Here is a 15,310-nt window from a genome sequence, read left to right on the forward strand (position 1 = left end):
AAAAAAGCCAGGCATAGCCTGGCTTTCGAATATGTCTTACAGTACAAATTACGGCAGAATTACTCTGCTGTCGGCGCGTCGGCAGCGTCGGTGACTTCTGGACGATCCAGCAGTTCGACGTAGGCCATAGGCGCATTGTCGCCAACGCGGAAACCCATTTTCAGGATACGCAGGTAGCCGCCGTTGCGGTTAGCGTAGCGTGGGCCCAGTTCCGCGAACAGTTTGACCACCATTTCACGGTCGCGCAGACGGTTGAATGCCAAACGCTTGTTTGCCAGTGTGTCTGTTTTGCCCAAAGTCAGAATCGGCTCGATCACGCGGCGCAGTTCTTTTGCTTTTGGCAGTGTTGTTTTGATTGCTTCGTGGCGCAGCAGGGATACTGTCATGTTGCGCAGCATCGCCAGGCGATGGGAAGAAGTACGATTCAGCTTACGTAAGCCGTGACGGTGACGCATGGTATTTCCTTTCAGATTTTCAAAAAATTCCAGCTCTTCTATCACTGCAATGCCGATCAACAGCGGAACAGTGCGGGCCGGTAATACTAGGTACTACGGATTAATGGGCAGCCCGCAGGCTGCCCACGTGACAAATTATTTTTCCAGGCCTGCAGGCGGCCAGTTTTCCAGCTTCATGCCCAGAGACAGGCCACGGGACGCCAGAACTTCCTTGATTTCGTTCAAGGACTTGCGACCCAGGTTTGGTGTCTTCAACAGCTCGTTTTCGCTGCGCTGGATCAGATCGCCGATGTAGTAGATGTTTTCGGCTTTCAGGCAGTTTGCGGAACGTACTGTCAGTTCCAGGTCGTCCACCGGACGCAGCAGCACTGGATCGACCATAGGCGCGCGGGATGGTGCTTCCGCAGCGGCTTCGGTGCCTTCCAGGGCAGCGAATACGTTCAACTGGTCTACCAGCACGCGAGCGGACTGGCGAATTGCTTCTTCCGGAGTGATCACGCCATTGGTTTCAATGTTGATGACCAGTTTATCCAGATCGGTACGCTGTTCTACACGAGCGGACTCTACTGCGTAAGATACGCGGCGAACTGGCGAGAACGAGGCATCCAGAATGATCCGGCCTATCGTCTTGTTAGCGTCTTCGCTCAGGCGACGGACGTTGCCCGGCACATAGCCACGGCCTTTTTCTACCTTGATCTGCATATCCAGCTTGCCGCCGGCTGTCAGATTGGCGATGACGTGATCTGGATTGATCAGTTCTACGTCATGCGGCAGGTCGATGTCGGAAGCCAATACTGCGCCTTCGCCATCTTTTTTCAATGTCAGTGTGACTTCATCACGGTTGTGCAGCTTGAAGACGATGCCTTTCAAGTTCAACAGGATGTCCACTACGTCTTCCTGGACGCCGTCCAGCGAAGAATATTCATGTACGACACCGGCGATTGTCACTTCGGTCGGCGCGTAGCCTACCATGGAGGACAACAAAACACGGCGCAGGGCATTGCCCAGGGTGTGGCCATAGCCACGTTCAAACGGCTCCATCACGACTTTTGCATGACCGGCGCCCAGCATTTCCACATCAATGATACGTGGCTTCAACAGATTGTTTTGCATAATTTCCTTTTCAATACCCTCGGCTCGTTACACCGATAAGGCTGAACGGCTCATTATTCATCGCGAAGATGGATAAATCACCTGATGGCACAATGAAAAAAGCCTGCCTATAGCAATAGGCAGGCGGTGAAACTTGAATATTAACGTGAATACAATTCGACGATCAGGGATTCGTTGACGTCGTGAGCGATGTCGCTACGGTCTGGCATGGCTTTGAAAGTGCCTTCCATTTTTTTCGAATCCACTGCTACCCAGGAAATGTCGCTACCTTGAGCGGCCAGAGCCAGGGATTCAGCAATACGAACTTGTTTCTTGGCTTTTTCGCGAACGGCGATAACGTCACCTGGTTTCACGTTGTAGGAAGCGATGTTCACTACGATGCCATTCACTGTGAATGCTTTGTGGCTGACCAGCTGGCGTGCTTCAGCGCGTGTGGAGCCGAAGCCCATGCGGTAAGCAACGTTGTCCAGGCGGGATTCCAGCAATTTCAGCAGAGTTTCACCGGTGTTGCCTTTTTGGCGGTCGGCTTCTGCGAAGTAGCGACGGAACTGACGTTCCAGAATGCCGTACATACGTTTAACTTTTTGTTTTTCACGCAATTGGTTACCGAAGTCAGAAGTACGGGCACCGGAAGTGCGACCGTGCTGGCCTGGTTTTGCGTCCAACTTACATTTTGAATCCAAAGAGCGGCGTGCGCTTTTCAGAAACAGGTCCGTGCCTTCGCGACGGGATAACTTTGCTTTTGGTCCGATATAACGTGCCACGATAATTTCCTTTTATTAAATGACGCAGAGCAGGGACATCACCCCGCTGCGCTAGTCTGATCTGCGTGCTATCAGACGGTGGTCTTAAGAACAAAACCCACCAAATTTATTGGCGGGTTGCATTCTAACGGTAAAACCGTCAGAAAGATAGTAGGTTCTCTACTATTAGATACGACGACGCTTTGGAGGGCGGCAGCCGTTGTGTGGAACTGGAGTAACGTCCTGGATCAAAGAAATCTTGATGCCCAGGTTGTTCAGTGCGCGCACGGAGGATTCACGGCCTGGGCCTGGTCCTTTGATGCGAACTTCCAGATTTTTAACGCCGCATTCGACAGCAACTTTACCAGCTGCTTCCGCTGCAACCTGCGCTGCAAACGGTGTCGATTTACGCGAACCTTTAAAACCAGCACCGCCGGCAGTTGCCCAAGACAACGCATTGCCCTGACGATCAGTGATCGTGATGATGGTGTTGTTAAAAGAAGCGTGAACGTGTGCAATACCTTCAGCGACGTTCTTTTTAACTTTTTTACGAGCGCGTGCTGCGGCCGCGTTATTTTGTGCTTTTGCCATGATTGTTTCCTTGAATCCGTAGGCTAGTTAAACTGCTTACCAGGATTATTTCTTCAGAGACTGCGCTGCTTTACGTGGACCCTTACGTGTACGAGCATTCGTACGTGTACGTTGTCCGCGGCATGGCAAGCCCTTGCGATGACGCAGGCCGCGGTAGCAACCTAAGTCCATCAAACGTTTGATGTTCATCGAGATTTCACGACGCAGATCGCCTTCAACGATGAATTTTGCTATCTCATCGCGAAGTTTTTCCAGTTCGTTGTCATCCAGATCCTTGACCTTTTTATTGGTCAATACACCGGTTGCCTCGCAGATGTGTTCTGCGCGTGGGCGGCCAATACCATAGATGGCTGTCAAGCCGATTACGGTATGCTGATGATTTGGGATATTAACCCCTGCTATACGTGCCATTCGTTATTCCTCGATCAATAACGTTAAATTAACCTTGGCGCTGCTTATGGCGTGGTTCTGTGCAAATAACACGAACAACACCCTTGCGCTTGATGATCTTGCAATTGCGGCAAATCCGCTTAACTGATGCGAGAACTTTCATTTTTGCCCTCTTTCCTTTGCTTCTGATTCACTTTTAATTTACTTGGTACGGAACACTATTCGCGCCCGGCTCAAATCATAAGGCGTCAATTCCACTGTCACCTTATCACCTGGAAGAATGCGAATATAGTTCATTCGCATCTTCCCGGAAATATGGCCAAGTACAACATGCCCGTTTTCCAACTTAACTCGAAATGTTGCATTCGGAAGATTCTCAAGAATCTCGCCCTGCATCTGTATAACGTCGTCTTTTGCCATTCGATCTGCTGTTCCTCTGGGCGTTACCTAGAAGGAATTCCGCCCTTGAAATTTGCTTTACGAAGAAGCGATTCGTATTGCTGTGACATCACATAGTTTTGTACTTGTGCCATGAAATCCATGGTAACAACTACGATAATCAACAAGGATGTACCACCAAAATAGAACGGTACCTTCCAGCGCGCTTGCATGAATTCCGGCAACAGGCAAACCAGTGTGATGTACACCGCACCAGCCAGAGTCAGGCGCATCAGGATCTTGTCGATATAACGAGCCGTCTGGTCACCAGGACGAATTCCAGGAACAAACGCACCGCTTTTCTTCAGGTTCTCTGCTGTTTCCTTGCTGTTGAATACCAACGCAGTATAGAAGAAGCAGAAAAACACAATTGCGACCGCATACAACAGAGCGTGAATCGGTTCACCAGGGCCCATCGACGCGGCCAGATCCTTCAGGAAGCGGACAAAACCGCTATTGGAAGATTCAGCACCTTTTGTAAACCAGCTGACGATAGTCGCAGGAAACAAAATAATCGATGAAGCAAAGATAGGAGGAATCACACCCGCCATATTCAGCTTCAAAGGCAAATGGCTGCTTTGGCCGCCATACACCTTGTTGCCGACCTGGCGTTTGGCATAATTCACCAATATCTTGCGCTGACCGCGCTCGATAAACACCACCAGGAAAGTTACTGCTGCAACGATCAAGCAAATCAGAATCGCAGATATCGCACTCATTGCACCGGTATTCACCAGCTCAAACAAACCACCCAGCGCACCCGGCAACCCTGCTGCGATGCCGGCGAAGATAATGATGGAAATACCATTACCCAGACCGCGCTCGGTGATTTGCTCACCCAGCCACATCAAAAACATCGTGCCGGTAACCAGCGTTACCGCAGTTGTCAGGCGGAACGCCATACCCGGTGTAATCACCAGGCCAGGCTGTCCTTCCAGACCGAAAGCAATGAAGTAAGCCTGAACAAGAGCCAACACCAGCGTGCCGTACCGCGTATATTGCGTAATTTTCCTGCGGCCGGATTCACCTTCTTTTTTCAAGGCCTCCAGCTGCGGGGAAACGATCGACAACAGCTGCATGATGATCGATGCCGAAATATACGGCATGATGCCCAGTGCAAATATCGTAAAACGCGACAACGCCCCACCAGAAAACATGTTGAACATACCCAGGATACCGCCCTGGTTTTGCTTGAACAGATTCGCCAGCTCGTTCGGGTCTATACCTGGAACAGGTATATGCGCACCAATCCTGTAGACAACCAGCGCCGCCAGCAAAAACCACAGTCTTCCCCATGGGAATCCGCTTGCAGCACTTTTAGCTTGTTGTGGAGATGTTGCCAATTATTGCTCCGGTGTCAGCACTCTATTAAGCGACTGTGCCGCCAACAGCTTCGATTGCAGCTTTTGCGCCCTTAGTGACGATCAAGCCGTTCAAAGTTACCTTTTTAGTGATCGCGCCGGACAAGATCACACGTACTACACGTGCGAGTTCGCCGATAACACCCGCCTGTTTCAAAGCCAGGACGTCGATTTCAGTCACTGGCAGATTTTCCAGGTCGGTCAAACGAACTTCCGCTTTGTAAGGCGTTGCCAGGGATTTAAAACCACGTTTAGGCAAACGGCGTTGCAAAGGCATCTGACCGCCTTCGAAGCCGACTTTATGAAAGCCGCCTGAACGGGATTTTTGACCTTTATGGCCGCGACCCGCTGTTTTACCTAAGCCAGAACCAATGCCGCGACCAACACGACGTTTGTAGTGTTTTGCGCCATCTGCTGGCTGGATTGTATTCAATTCCATAATTTGCTCCGATCGCAAACCTGACGGCTTACGATACAACCTTCACAAGATACGAGACTTTGTTGATCATGCCGCGTACGGATGGAGTGTCCTGCAATTCGGAAACCGAATTAACACGACGCAGACCCAAGCCGCGAACAGTCGCGCGATGGGACTCACGAGTCCCGATCAAGCCCTTGACCAAAGTTACTTTTACTGTCTTTGTCATTTCGCTCACCTTAGCCCAGAATTTCTTCAACGGTCTTGCCGCGCTTGGCAGCGATTTCCGAAGGAGTACTCATCTTGGACAAACCGTTCAAAGTAGCACGAACCATGTTGTAAGGGTTAGTGGAGCCGTTGGACTTAGCCACAACGTTCACAATACCCATTACTTCAAAAATCGCGCGCATTGGGCCGCCGGCGATAACGCCAGTACCTTCTTTCGCAGGAGAAATCATCACAGATGATGCGCCGTGCTTGCCAGTAACGGTGTGCTGCAGAGTACCGTTCTTCAAAGTCACTTTGATCATCTTGCGACGCGCTTCTTCCATCGCTTTTTGCACAGCAACTGGAACTTCTTTCGATTTTCCCTTGCCCATGCCGATACGGCCGTCGCCGTCGCCTACTACTGTCAGTGCTGCGAAGCCCATGATACGACCACCCTTAACCACTTTGGTTACACGGTTGATCGCGATCATTTTTTCGCGCATGCCATCATCCGGCTTGTCAGCCGCCGTTTTCGCTTGCATTTTTGCCATGACGAATTTTCCTTAGAACTTCAAGCCGGCTTCACGCGCGGCTTCTGCCAACGCCTTGATGCGGCCATGGTAACGGAAACCGGAGCGGTCAAACGCAACTTCGGTAACCCCTGCTTTCAATGCTTTCTCTGCAACGCGCTTGCCAACCAGAGTTGCTGCTGCTGCGTTGCCGCCATTGCCGGATGCTGCTGCCAACTCTGCACGAACTTCTGCCTCTACGGTAGAAGCCGACGCCAACACTTTGGCATCTGCGCCAATGATGTTCGCATAGATGTGCTGATTGGTACGATGCACGGCCAGGCGGGTCACTTTGAGTTCTGCGATCTTGGCACGGGTTTGACGTGCGCGGCGCAGACGTGATTGTTTCTTGTCCATCGTCAACCCCTATTACTTCTTCTTGGTTTCTTTAATCACAACCACTTCGTCCGCGTAGCGGACACCCTTGCCTTTATAAGGCTCTGGGCTGCGGTATGCACGAACTTCAGCTGCCACCTGACCTACGCGCTGCCTGTCAATCCCTTTGATCAGGATTTCAGTCGGCGTCGCTGTAGCACACGTCACGCCTTGCGGCATTTGGTGAACAACTGGGTGTGAAAAACCCAGGGACAGATTCAATTTATCGCCTTGTGCCTGCGCTTTGTAACCAACGCCAACCAGGGTCAATTTTTTCTCGAAGCCTTTAGTAACGCCGTTGACCATGTTGTTGACCAGTGCACGCAGGGTGCCGGTCATTGCATTGGCTTCACGTCCGTCATTAGCCGGAGAAAAACTGAGTGTACCGTTGTCGTTAGCTACTGCTACCAGGCCATTCAGACCTTGAATCAGCGAGCCCAAAGGACCTTTTACTTCAATCTGCTCTACCGAGATCTTAACTTCAGCACCTGCTGGCAAAGCGATTGGCATTTTACCTACTCGAGACATCTTGCACTCCTTAGGCGACGTAGCAAATCACTTCGCCACCGACACCGGTTGCGCGCGCTTTGCGGTCAGTCATAACGCCTTTTGGTGTGGAGACAATCGCCACTCCCAAACCGTTCATCACATTTGGAATCTCGTCTTTACCTTTGTAAATACGGAGACCTGGACGCGAAACGCGTTCCAAACGCTCAATAACAGGACGTCCTGCGTAATATTTCAATCCGATTTTCAATTCGGATTTGCCTGCAGCTTCAGTAACTGCGAAATCTTCAATGTAACCTTCATCCTTCAGGACGCTAGCGATAGCAATCTTGACTTTAGAGGATGGCATAGCCACGACAGTTTTTTGAACAACTTGTGCGTTGCGAATGCGGGTCAGCATATCGGCGATAGGATCGCTCATACTCATTGCATATTCTCCTATTACCAGCTGGCTTTAGTCATACCCGGGACTTCACCACGCATGGCGACTTCACGGAGTTTAATACGGCCCAAACCGAATTTACGGAATGTTCCACGTGGGCGACCTGTCAATGCGCAGCGATTGCGCTGACGTGTCGGATTGGAATTACGTGGCAATGCCTGCAACTTCAGACGAGCTGTATAACGCTCTTCTTCGGTTTTCGACTGGTCATCAATGATGGCCTTCAATTCGGCGCGTTTGCCGGAGAATTTCTTCACCAGGTCTGCACGCTTCTGCTCACGATTAATCAGTGCCAATTTTGCCATGGCGACCTCAGTTTCTGAACGGGAATTTAAATGCGGCGAGGAGCGCTTTCGCTTCTTCGTCGGTCTTTGCTGTCGTCGTGATACTGATATTCATACCACGCAGCACGTCGATCTTGTCGTACTCGATTTCAGGGAAAATGATCTGTTCCTTGACGCCGATGTTGTAGTTACCACGACCATCAAACGCACGACCAGACACACCACGGAAGTCACGTACACGCGGCAGAGCCACAGTAATGAAACGATCCAGGAATTCATACATCTGAGCGCCACGCAAAGTCACCATACAACCGATTGGATAACCTTCACGAATTTTGAAACCAGCAATCGCTTTACGCGCTTTGGTTACAACAGGCTTTTGACCGGCAATCTTGGTCAAGTCACCAACAGCGTGCTCAATGATCTTTTTGTCGGCAATGGCTTCCGACAAACCCATGTTCAGGGTGATCTTGGTAATGCGAGGCACTTCCATCAGTGATTTGTAAGAGAACTTCTCTGTCAAATCGCCAACAACTTTTTCTTTATAGAATGCTTGTAGACGGGCCATGATTATGCCTTCACAACTTCGCCGGACGACTTATAGATACGGACTTTCTTGCCATCCACTACCTTGTAGCCTACACGGTCTGCTTTGCCGGAAGCTGCGTTAAACAACGCAACATTCGACACATGAATCGGCATCACTTTATCCACGATGCCACCAACTGCGCCAGTCATTGGGTTAGGCTTAGTCGCTTTTTTAGCGACATTAATACCTGCAACAACAACGTATTCGCTATCAATGCTTTGCAGCACCTGACCGCGCTTACCTTTGTCTTTACCCGTCAAGACGATGACTTCGTCGTTTTTCAGAATTTTGCTCATCACGACCCCTTACAGCACTTCTGGAGCTAACGAAACGATTTTCATGAAGCGCTCAGTACGCAGTTCGCGTGTGACTGGCCCGAAAATACGAGTTCCGATTGGCTCAAGCTTTGCATTTAACAAAACCGCAGCGTTGCTGTCGAACTTCACCAGGGAGCCATCTTGACGACGAACACCTTTGGCAGTACGAACTACAACTGCGTTGTAAATCTCACCTTTTTTTACACGACCGCGAGGAGCAGCAGATTTCACAGTAACTTTGATTACGTCACCGATACCTGCATAACGACGCTTGGAGCCGCCCAACACCTTGATGCACAAAACTTCGCGCGCACCAGTATTGTCAGCCACTTCCAGCCGGCTTTCTGTTTGAATCATAATGTTCTCTTTCCCAACTTAATCCACATAATCCGCACAATGCAAATTTGTAGTCAGTCTTGGTCCCGCCAGCTAACCCACTATTTGTCAGAATTAAACAACTAACAATGCACGAGCCAACTGATTAGGTGGACGAATTTTTTAACCACTTTCGCAGCGACAGAACGTGCTACGAAAGGCATTTAAGCTGTCATCCGCATACTTTGCAAATGACAGCCAACTATTATTACATCAAAAAACGATTTATGCAATAAATTTATAGAACTTGTGCAACTTGAACCACACGTGTCACTGTCCAAGCTTTAGTCTTGGAGATCGGACGACCTTCTTGAATTTCAACGGTGTCGCCGGCCTTTGCCTGGTTTGCTTCATCGTGTGCGTGGTACTTGTTAGTACGAACGATGATCTTGCCATACAAAGGATGCTTGACGTGACGCTCAACGACCACTGTTACGGTCTTGTTCATCTTGTCGGAAACAACCTTGCCAATCAATGTGCGCTTCAATGCCACTTTTGTTTGAACATTCGCTTGATCGTTCATTATTTGGCATCCTTCTGATTCATGACAGTTTTTACGCGTGCGATATCACGACGAACTTTCTTGAGCTGTGAAGTGTTGCTCAGTTGTTGCGTAGCGATTTGCATACGCAGGCTAAACTGGGCTTTCAGCAGTTCATTCAGCTCTTTGGTCAAAGCCGCCTGGTCCTTGCCCTGGAGTTCAGATACTTTCATTTTCAACTCCTATTATTGGCCGACTTGACGGACGACGAACGTTGTCAATAACGGCAATTTAGCTGCAGCCAAGCGGAACGCTTCGCGTGCCAGCGTCTCATCGACTCCATCCATTTCGTACAGCATTTTGCCTGGTTGAATCTCGGCAACATAGTACTCAGGATTACCCTTACCGTTACCCATACGGACTTCGGCAGGTTTTTGCGAGATTGGCTTATCTGGGAAAATACGAATCCAGATACGGCCGCCACGTTTGATATGACGTGTCATCGCACGACGTGCAGCTTCGATTTGACGCGCAGTAATACGACCGCGGCCAACCGCCTTCAGACCAAACTCACCAAAAGAAACAGCAGTACCGCGGGTATGCGAGATACCTTTGTTGCGGCCTTTTTGTTCTTTACGATACTTTCTGCGTGCTGGTTGCAGCATGATTATTCTCCTGCTTTCTCAGCCGGTGCTGCTGCTACTGCGCCATCAGCTTTGGTGCGAACACGCTTAGCTGCCGGAGCTGCTGCTGTAGTACCGGGTGTAGTTTGTCCTTCTGGGCGCTTGGTGCGAGGACGGCTATTTGGCTTGCCATCATCACGACGCGGACCACGACGTTTTTTGTCGTCTTCTGGAGTGGATTCGATTACTGGAGCATCGCCATTTGCCAGGCGGTCACCCTTGTAAACCCACACCTTAACGCCAATAATGCCGTAGGTTGTCGATGCTTCGCCGAAGCCGTAGTCGATGTCTGCACGCAGAGTATGCAGAGGCACACGGCCTTCGCGATACCATTCTTTACGTGCGATCTCGATACCGTTCAAACGGCCGCCCGACATGATCTTGATACCCTTGGCGCCCAGACGCATCGCATTCTGCATCGCACGTTTCATCGCGCGGCGGAACATGATACGTTTTTCGAGCTGCTGAGCGATAGAATCAGCGATCAGTTGCGCGTCGATTTCCGGTTTGCGGATTTCTTCGATATTGACATGGACAGGAACGCCCATCAATTTCGCCAGATCTGCCTTCAGGATTTCGATGTCTTCGCCTTTTTTACCGATCACAACGCCTGGACGGGAGCTGTAGATGGTAATACGGGCATTTTTTGCTGGACGCTCAATAGTGATACGACCTACGGATGCGTTTTTCAGTTTCTTCTTCAGGTATTCACGTACCTTCAGATCTTCACCGAGCATGGAGGCAAAGTTACCATTGCCTGCATACCAGCGGGAAGACCAGTTACGCGTTACCGCAAGGCGGAAACCGGTTGGATGTATCTTCTGTCCCATCGTGACTCCTTAGTTGCCTACAGTCACGTAGATGTGACAGGATTGTTTAGAGATACGATCACCACGACCTTTAGCACGCGCTGTGAAGCGCTTCAAGATCGCACCTTTTTCAACATAGATAGTCTTCACTTTCAACTCGTCGATGTCAGCGCCATCATTATGCTCGGCGTTTGCAATTGCAGACTCCAGAACTTTCTTGATGATCGTTGCACCTTTCTTCGGGCTGAAGGCCAGGATGTTCAATGCTTGATCTACTTTTTTACCGCGAATCAGGTCAGCCACCAGACGACCTTTTTGCTCAGACAGACGCACACCGCGCAGAATTGCTTTAGTTTCCATCATCGCACCTATTTCTTAGCCTTTTTATCGGCGGCGTGACCCTTGAACGTACGAGTCAGCGCGAATTCGCCAAGTTTGTGACCAACCATGTTTTCGGATACATAAACAGGCACGTGTTGCTTGCCGTTATGTACAGCGATTGTCAAGCCTATGAAGTCCGGCATAATTGTCGAACGGCGTGACCATGTCTTGATTGGCTTCTTGTCTTTGATTGCTTGCGCAGCCTCGACCTTTTTCACCAGGTGGGCGTCGCAGAACGGCCCTTTTTTCAATGAACGTGTCATGATTTATCCCTTATTTCTTACCACGGCGTGAGACGATCATCGAAGTCGTGCGCTTGTTGCGACGTGTCTTCTTACCCTTGGTCTGTTGACCCCATGGCGATACTGGATGACGGCCGGCTGCAGTTTTACCTTCACCACCACCGTGCGGGTGATCGACCGGGTTCATGACCACACCGCGAACGGTAGGACGAACACCACGCCAACGCATCGCACCAGCTTTACCAATTTTGCGCAGGTTATGCTCGCCATTACCCACTTCGCCAATTGTCGCGCGGCATTCGATGTGAATGCGACGAACTTCGCCAGAGCGCAAGCGCACCTGGGCGTAAGTACCGTCACGCGCCATCAGAACAACGCCGGCGCCGGCTGTACGGGCAATTTGCGCACCCTTGCCTGGCAACATTTCTACGCAATGCATAGTTGTGCCGACTGGGATGTTGCGAATTGGCAGGCAGTTACCGGTTTTGATCGGCGCTTGCGAGCCGTTCATTACCTGGTCGCCAACGGACAGACCTTTTGGAGCGATGATGTATTGACGCTCGCCATCCGCATAGCACAGCAAAGCAATGTGCGCTGTACGGTTAGGATCGTATTCAATACGCTCTACTTTTGCCGTGATGCCGTCTTTGATACGACGGAAGTCGATAACACGGTAATGCTGCTTGTGACCACCACCGATATGACGGGTAGTGATATGGCCGTTGTTGTTACGGCCGGCAGTTTTCGATTTCTTTTCCAACAAAGCGGCAAACGGACGACCCTTGAACAGGCCTTCGGTGACCACTTTTACCATGCCACGACGGCCTGGCGAGGTTGGCTTCATTTTAACGAGTGCCATGCTTATGCCCCCTCGGTAAAGTTAATTTCCTGACCTGGCTTCAGACATACAAAAGCGCGTTTTGTATGGTTGCGGCGGCCATTAAATCTACCGGTACGTTTTTGTTTGCCCAGACGGTTAGCCACTTGGACGGATTCAACCTGGACCTTGAACAGCAGTTCAACTGCCGCCTTGATTTCCGGCTTGGTCGCGTCTGGCATGACCAGAAAAACCACTTGCTCGTTTTTCTCGGCAACCATAGTTGCTTTTTCCGAGATAACCGGAGCCAGCAGAACCTTCATCAGGCGCTCTTCGCTATGCTTAACTATTGCGTTCATGCCAGCATCTCCTCAATCTTTGCCAATGCTGGTTTAGTGATCAACACTTTCTTGTAGAAAACCAAAGAAACTGGATCAGCATAACGCGGCTCAACAATCAGCACGTTCGCCAGATTGCGAGCTGCCAACATCAGGTTTTCATTGAATTCTTCAGTGATTACCAGAACGGAATCCAGACAACCCATTGCCTTCAGCTTTTCAGACAACAATTTTGTCTTAGGCGCTTCAACTTCCAGGCTATCAACCACATTCAGACGGCCTTCGCGTGCCAACTGGGACAGAATCGAGCAGATACCTGCGCGATACATCTTCTTGTTGACTTTGTGCGAGAAGTTTTCGTCTGGCGAGTTCGGGAATATACGACCACCCCCGCGCCACAGTGGAGAAGAGGACATACCGGCACGTGCACGGCCAGTACCCTTTTGACGCCAAGGCTTCTTGGTTGTGTGATGGACTTCTTCACGATCTTTTTGCTTGCGGTTACCGCTGCGCGCGTTAGCCTGGAATGCAACGACCACTTGATGAATCAAGGCTTCGTTGTAATCGCGACCGAAGATTGTGTCAGGGGCAGCAACGTTGGACGCCGCTTGACCTTGCGCATTTAGGAGCTTCAGTTCCATAAATTAAGCTCCCTTCTTGGTTTTAACTTTAATAGCAGGCGAAACAATCACCTGACCATTTTTCGCGCCCGGAACGGCACCCTTCACCAGCAACAACTGGCGCTCAGCATCAACGCGAGCGATTTCCAGATTTTGCACAGTGCGAGTTGCATCGCCCAGGTGACCGGTCATGCGCTTACCAGGAAATACACGACCTGGATCCTGCGCCATACCGATAGAACCTGGAACATTATGCGAACGGGAGTTACCGTGAGTTGCACGACCAGAAGAGAAGTGATGGCGCTTGATGGTACCGGCATAGCCTTTACCAATTGTCACACCCTGCACATCCACTTTCTGACCAGCTTCAAACATTCCAACAGGCACAACATCGCCTGCCTTCATTTCTGAGGCTTTTGCAGATTCAACGCGGAATTCTTTAAGGACAGTACCAGCTTCAACACCTGCTTTTGCAAGGTGACCGGCGGCGGCTTTAGTAACACGCGACGCACGGCGCTGACCGAAAGTTACCTGAACAGCGGAATATCCATCTGTTTCAGGAGTTTTGATTTGTGTCACGCGGTTGTTGGATACATCCAATACTGTAACTGGAATTGAATCCCCGTCATCAGTAAAGATACGCATCATACCAACCTTGCGACCAACAAGGCCCAAGCTCATTGTTTTCTCCATTCCCACCTACGATTGGGTGGGGCTGACTGTTTAAAAAACTTAAACGCATAGGCCCGCAAAATGCGGGTCTACACCTAAGCCTTCGATTATAGCTTGCAGAAAAAAGTTTTACAAGACTATTTGTTTGAAAATGCTAAAAATTGTGGTATGTCGCATTTTCCAATAATTTTCCATGTTGAACCCTTGGGGGAACTGCATCCGGGGAGGCGGACCCGCCGGGGCTCAAATTTCAATTATTGCAATTTGATTTCTACGTCCACGCCAGCTGGCAAGTCCAGTTTCATCAACGCATCTACTGTTTTGTCTGTAGGATCAACGATATCCATCAGACGTTGGTGAGTGCGGATTTCGAACTGGTCACGAGAAGTTTTGTTCACGTGCGGGGAACGCAGAACGTCGAAACGCTGGATGCGTGTTGGCAAAGGAACCGGGCCTTTAACAACAGCGCCAGTGCGCTTGGCTGTTTCGACGATTTCGAGTGCCGACTGGTCGATCAACTTGTAATCGAAAGCTTTCAGACGGATGCGGATTTTTTGATTGGTAGCAGACATATTACTTCCTTATAAAGAGCGATCTGCGGGTGACTGGATGAACCGGACACCCGCAGTATTTAACAAAGAGCGAGAGTACTTATTTAAAAATAATTACTCGATGATTTTTGCAACAACACCGGCGCCAACAGTACGGCCACCTTCGCGAATCGCGAAACGCAGGCCTTCTTCCATCGCGATCGGGTTGATCAGCTTGACTGTGATCGACACGTTATCGCCTGGCATAACCATTTCTTTGTCCTTTGGCAACTCGATCGAGCCAGTCACGTCCGTTGTACGGAAGTAGAACTGTGGACGGTAGTTGTTGAAGAACGGTGTATGGCGGCCGCCTTCGTCTTTGGACAGAACGTAGATCTCGCCAGTGAAGTGGCTGTGCGGCTTGATGGAACCTGGCTTTGCCAACACTTGACCACGCTGGATGTCTTCGCGCTTGGTGCCGCGCAGCAGTACGCCGACGTTGTCGCCTGCTTGACCTTGGTCGAGCAGTTTGCGGAACATTTCAACGCCTGTGCAGGTCGTTT

At 50.2% G+C, this 15,310-nt stretch carries 30 protein-coding genes; all 30 read right to left on the reverse strand.

Features of this window, described 5'->3' with window-relative positions:
- Nucleotides 1-59: 59 nt before the first annotated feature.
- The gene (rplQ, locus tag ACO0LO_RS13195) at nucleotides 60-455 is read right to left on the reverse strand and encodes a 50S ribosomal protein L17 (protein WP_188566885.1); all 396 of its coding nucleotides are present in this window, start codon (nucleotides 453-455) and stop codon (nucleotides 60-62) included.
- A gap of 135 nt (nucleotides 456-590) precedes the next feature.
- Nucleotides 591-1,568: a DNA-directed RNA polymerase subunit alpha gene (locus tag ACO0LO_RS13200; RefSeq protein ID WP_188566884.1), complete on the reverse strand. Its 978-nt coding sequence runs from the start codon at nucleotides 1,566-1,568 to the stop codon at nucleotides 591-593.
- A 140-nt stretch (nucleotides 1,569-1,708) separates the two neighbouring features.
- The gene (gene rpsD / locus ACO0LO_RS13205; RefSeq protein ID WP_422964677.1) at nucleotides 1,709-2,332 is read right to left on the reverse strand and encodes a 30S ribosomal protein S4; all 624 of its coding nucleotides are present in this window, start codon (nucleotides 2,330-2,332) and stop codon (nucleotides 1,709-1,711) included.
- Between the two features lie 165 nt (nucleotides 2,333-2,497).
- Complete coding sequence (gene rpsK, locus ACO0LO_RS13210) at nucleotides 2,498-2,902, reverse strand: 30S ribosomal protein S11 (RefSeq protein ID WP_188566882.1); 405 nt, start codon at nucleotides 2,900-2,902, stop codon at nucleotides 2,498-2,500.
- A gap of 45 nt (nucleotides 2,903-2,947) precedes the next feature.
- A complete protein-coding gene (gene rpsM / locus ACO0LO_RS13215) occupies nucleotides 2,948-3,313 on the reverse strand; it encodes a 30S ribosomal protein S13 (RefSeq protein WP_188566881.1) in 366 nt (121 codons plus the stop codon).
- 28 nt (nucleotides 3,314-3,341) lie between these two features.
- Complete coding sequence (gene rpmJ / locus ACO0LO_RS13220) at nucleotides 3,342-3,455, reverse strand: 50S ribosomal protein L36 (RefSeq protein WP_014004415.1); 114 nt, start codon at nucleotides 3,453-3,455, stop codon at nucleotides 3,342-3,344.
- A 38-nt stretch (nucleotides 3,456-3,493) separates the two neighbouring features.
- Nucleotides 3,494-3,712, reverse strand: coding sequence for a translation initiation factor IF-1 (gene infA / locus ACO0LO_RS13225; protein WP_005663428.1), 219 nt, complete (start codon nucleotides 3,710-3,712; stop codon nucleotides 3,494-3,496).
- 23 nt (nucleotides 3,713-3,735) lie between these two features.
- Nucleotides 3,736-5,073: a preprotein translocase subunit SecY gene (secY, locus tag ACO0LO_RS13230; RefSeq protein WP_422964678.1), complete on the reverse strand. Its 1,338-nt coding sequence runs from the start codon at nucleotides 5,071-5,073 to the stop codon at nucleotides 3,736-3,738.
- Nucleotides 5,074-5,098: 25 nt separating this feature from the next.
- Nucleotides 5,099-5,530: a 50S ribosomal protein L15 gene (gene rplO, locus ACO0LO_RS13235; RefSeq protein ID WP_422964679.1), complete on the reverse strand. Its 432-nt coding sequence runs from the start codon at nucleotides 5,528-5,530 to the stop codon at nucleotides 5,099-5,101.
- Between the two features lie 28 nt (nucleotides 5,531-5,558).
- The gene (gene rpmD, locus ACO0LO_RS13240) at nucleotides 5,559-5,738 is read right to left on the reverse strand and encodes a 50S ribosomal protein L30 (protein WP_126771746.1); all 180 of its coding nucleotides are present in this window, start codon (nucleotides 5,736-5,738) and stop codon (nucleotides 5,559-5,561) included.
- A gap of 10 nt (nucleotides 5,739-5,748) precedes the next feature.
- Nucleotides 5,749-6,267: a 30S ribosomal protein S5 gene (rpsE, locus tag ACO0LO_RS13245; RefSeq protein WP_422964680.1), complete on the reverse strand. Its 519-nt coding sequence runs from the start codon at nucleotides 6,265-6,267 to the stop codon at nucleotides 5,749-5,751.
- Between the two features lie 12 nt (nucleotides 6,268-6,279).
- On the reverse strand, nucleotides 6,280-6,642 hold the full coding sequence (gene rplR, locus ACO0LO_RS13250; RefSeq protein WP_188566877.1) for a 50S ribosomal protein L18: 363 nt from the start codon (nucleotides 6,640-6,642) through the stop codon (nucleotides 6,280-6,282).
- A gap of 12 nt (nucleotides 6,643-6,654) precedes the next feature.
- Nucleotides 6,655-7,188 carry a 50S ribosomal protein L6 gene (gene rplF, locus ACO0LO_RS13255; protein WP_422964681.1) on the reverse strand — a complete coding sequence of 178 codons (534 nt, stop codon included), beginning with the start codon at nucleotides 7,186-7,188 and terminating at the stop codon, nucleotides 6,655-6,657.
- Between the two features lie 10 nt (nucleotides 7,189-7,198).
- A complete protein-coding gene (gene rpsH, locus ACO0LO_RS13260) occupies nucleotides 7,199-7,594 on the reverse strand; it encodes a 30S ribosomal protein S8 (RefSeq protein WP_422964682.1) in 396 nt (131 codons plus the stop codon).
- A 14-nt stretch (nucleotides 7,595-7,608) separates the two neighbouring features.
- Nucleotides 7,609-7,914: a 30S ribosomal protein S14 gene (gene rpsN, locus ACO0LO_RS13265; RefSeq protein WP_422964683.1), complete on the reverse strand. Its 306-nt coding sequence runs from the start codon at nucleotides 7,912-7,914 to the stop codon at nucleotides 7,609-7,611.
- A gap of 7 nt (nucleotides 7,915-7,921) precedes the next feature.
- A complete protein-coding gene (gene rplE / locus ACO0LO_RS13270) occupies nucleotides 7,922-8,461 on the reverse strand; it encodes a 50S ribosomal protein L5 (RefSeq protein ID WP_422964684.1) in 540 nt (179 codons plus the stop codon).
- Between the two features lie 2 nt (nucleotides 8,462-8,463).
- Nucleotides 8,464-8,778, reverse strand: coding sequence for a 50S ribosomal protein L24 (gene rplX / locus ACO0LO_RS13275; protein WP_422964685.1), 315 nt, complete (start codon nucleotides 8,776-8,778; stop codon nucleotides 8,464-8,466).
- A gap of 9 nt (nucleotides 8,779-8,787) precedes the next feature.
- Nucleotides 8,788-9,156 (reverse strand): 50S ribosomal protein L14, encoded by a 369-nt coding sequence (gene rplN, locus ACO0LO_RS13280; protein ID WP_016836029.1) that lies wholly within the window; start codon nucleotides 9,154-9,156, stop codon nucleotides 8,788-8,790.
- 256 nt (nucleotides 9,157-9,412) lie between these two features.
- Nucleotides 9,413-9,697, reverse strand: a complete 285-nt coding sequence (rpsQ, locus tag ACO0LO_RS13285; RefSeq protein WP_422964686.1) for a 30S ribosomal protein S17 — start codon at nucleotides 9,695-9,697, stop codon at nucleotides 9,413-9,415.
- Nucleotides 9,697-9,888, reverse strand: a complete 192-nt coding sequence (gene rpmC / locus ACO0LO_RS13290; RefSeq protein ID WP_188566870.1) for a 50S ribosomal protein L29 — start codon at nucleotides 9,886-9,888, stop codon at nucleotides 9,697-9,699. The genes rpsQ and rpmC overlap by 1 nt, the downstream gene beginning before the upstream one ends.
- 12 nt (nucleotides 9,889-9,900) lie before the next feature.
- Nucleotides 9,901-10,320 carry a 50S ribosomal protein L16 gene (rplP, locus tag ACO0LO_RS13295; RefSeq protein WP_110255918.1) on the reverse strand — a complete coding sequence of 140 codons (420 nt, stop codon included), beginning with the start codon at nucleotides 10,318-10,320 and terminating at the stop codon, nucleotides 9,901-9,903.
- A 2-nt stretch (nucleotides 10,321-10,322) separates the two neighbouring features.
- Nucleotides 10,323-11,168, reverse strand: a complete 846-nt coding sequence (rpsC, locus tag ACO0LO_RS13300) for a 30S ribosomal protein S3 (protein WP_422964687.1) — start codon at nucleotides 11,166-11,168, stop codon at nucleotides 10,323-10,325.
- 9 nt (nucleotides 11,169-11,177) lie between these two features.
- A complete protein-coding gene (rplV, locus tag ACO0LO_RS13305) occupies nucleotides 11,178-11,510 on the reverse strand; it encodes a 50S ribosomal protein L22 (protein WP_188566867.1) in 333 nt (110 codons plus the stop codon).
- 5 nt (nucleotides 11,511-11,515) lie between these two features.
- Entirely contained in the window at nucleotides 11,516-11,791 is a 276-nt protein-coding gene (gene rpsS, locus ACO0LO_RS13310; protein ID WP_105530985.1) for a 30S ribosomal protein S19, read from the reverse strand.
- 10 nt (nucleotides 11,792-11,801) lie between these two features.
- Nucleotides 11,802-12,629, reverse strand: coding sequence for a 50S ribosomal protein L2 (gene rplB / locus ACO0LO_RS13315; RefSeq protein WP_422964688.1), 828 nt, complete (start codon nucleotides 12,627-12,629; stop codon nucleotides 11,802-11,804).
- Between the two features lie 2 nt (nucleotides 12,630-12,631).
- Entirely contained in the window at nucleotides 12,632-12,946 is a 315-nt protein-coding gene (rplW, locus tag ACO0LO_RS13320; protein ID WP_422964689.1) for a 50S ribosomal protein L23, read from the reverse strand.
- A complete protein-coding gene (gene rplD / locus ACO0LO_RS13325; RefSeq protein WP_422964690.1) occupies nucleotides 12,943-13,566 on the reverse strand; it encodes a 50S ribosomal protein L4 in 624 nt (207 codons plus the stop codon). Before rplD ends, rplW begins: the two co-directional genes overlap by 4 nt.
- Before the next feature lie 3 nt (nucleotides 13,567-13,569).
- Nucleotides 13,570-14,226 (reverse strand): 50S ribosomal protein L3, encoded by a 657-nt coding sequence (gene rplC / locus ACO0LO_RS13330; RefSeq protein WP_422964691.1) that lies wholly within the window; start codon nucleotides 14,224-14,226, stop codon nucleotides 13,570-13,572.
- A 245-nt stretch (nucleotides 14,227-14,471) separates the two neighbouring features.
- Entirely contained in the window at nucleotides 14,472-14,789 is a 318-nt protein-coding gene (gene rpsJ / locus ACO0LO_RS13335) for a 30S ribosomal protein S10 (RefSeq protein ID WP_188566862.1), read from the reverse strand.
- A 93-nt stretch (nucleotides 14,790-14,882) separates the two neighbouring features.
- A partial coding sequence (locus tag ACO0LO_RS13340; protein ID WP_422964692.1) for an EF-Tu/IF-2/RF-3 family GTPase occupies nucleotides 14,883-15,310 on the reverse strand: 428 nt, incomplete at its 5' end.

It is taken from the genome of Undibacterium sp. TJN25 (assembly GCF_049339885.1).
In the GTDB taxonomy this organism is placed as follows: domain Bacteria; phylum Pseudomonadota; class Gammaproteobacteria; order Burkholderiales; family Burkholderiaceae_D; genus Undibacterium.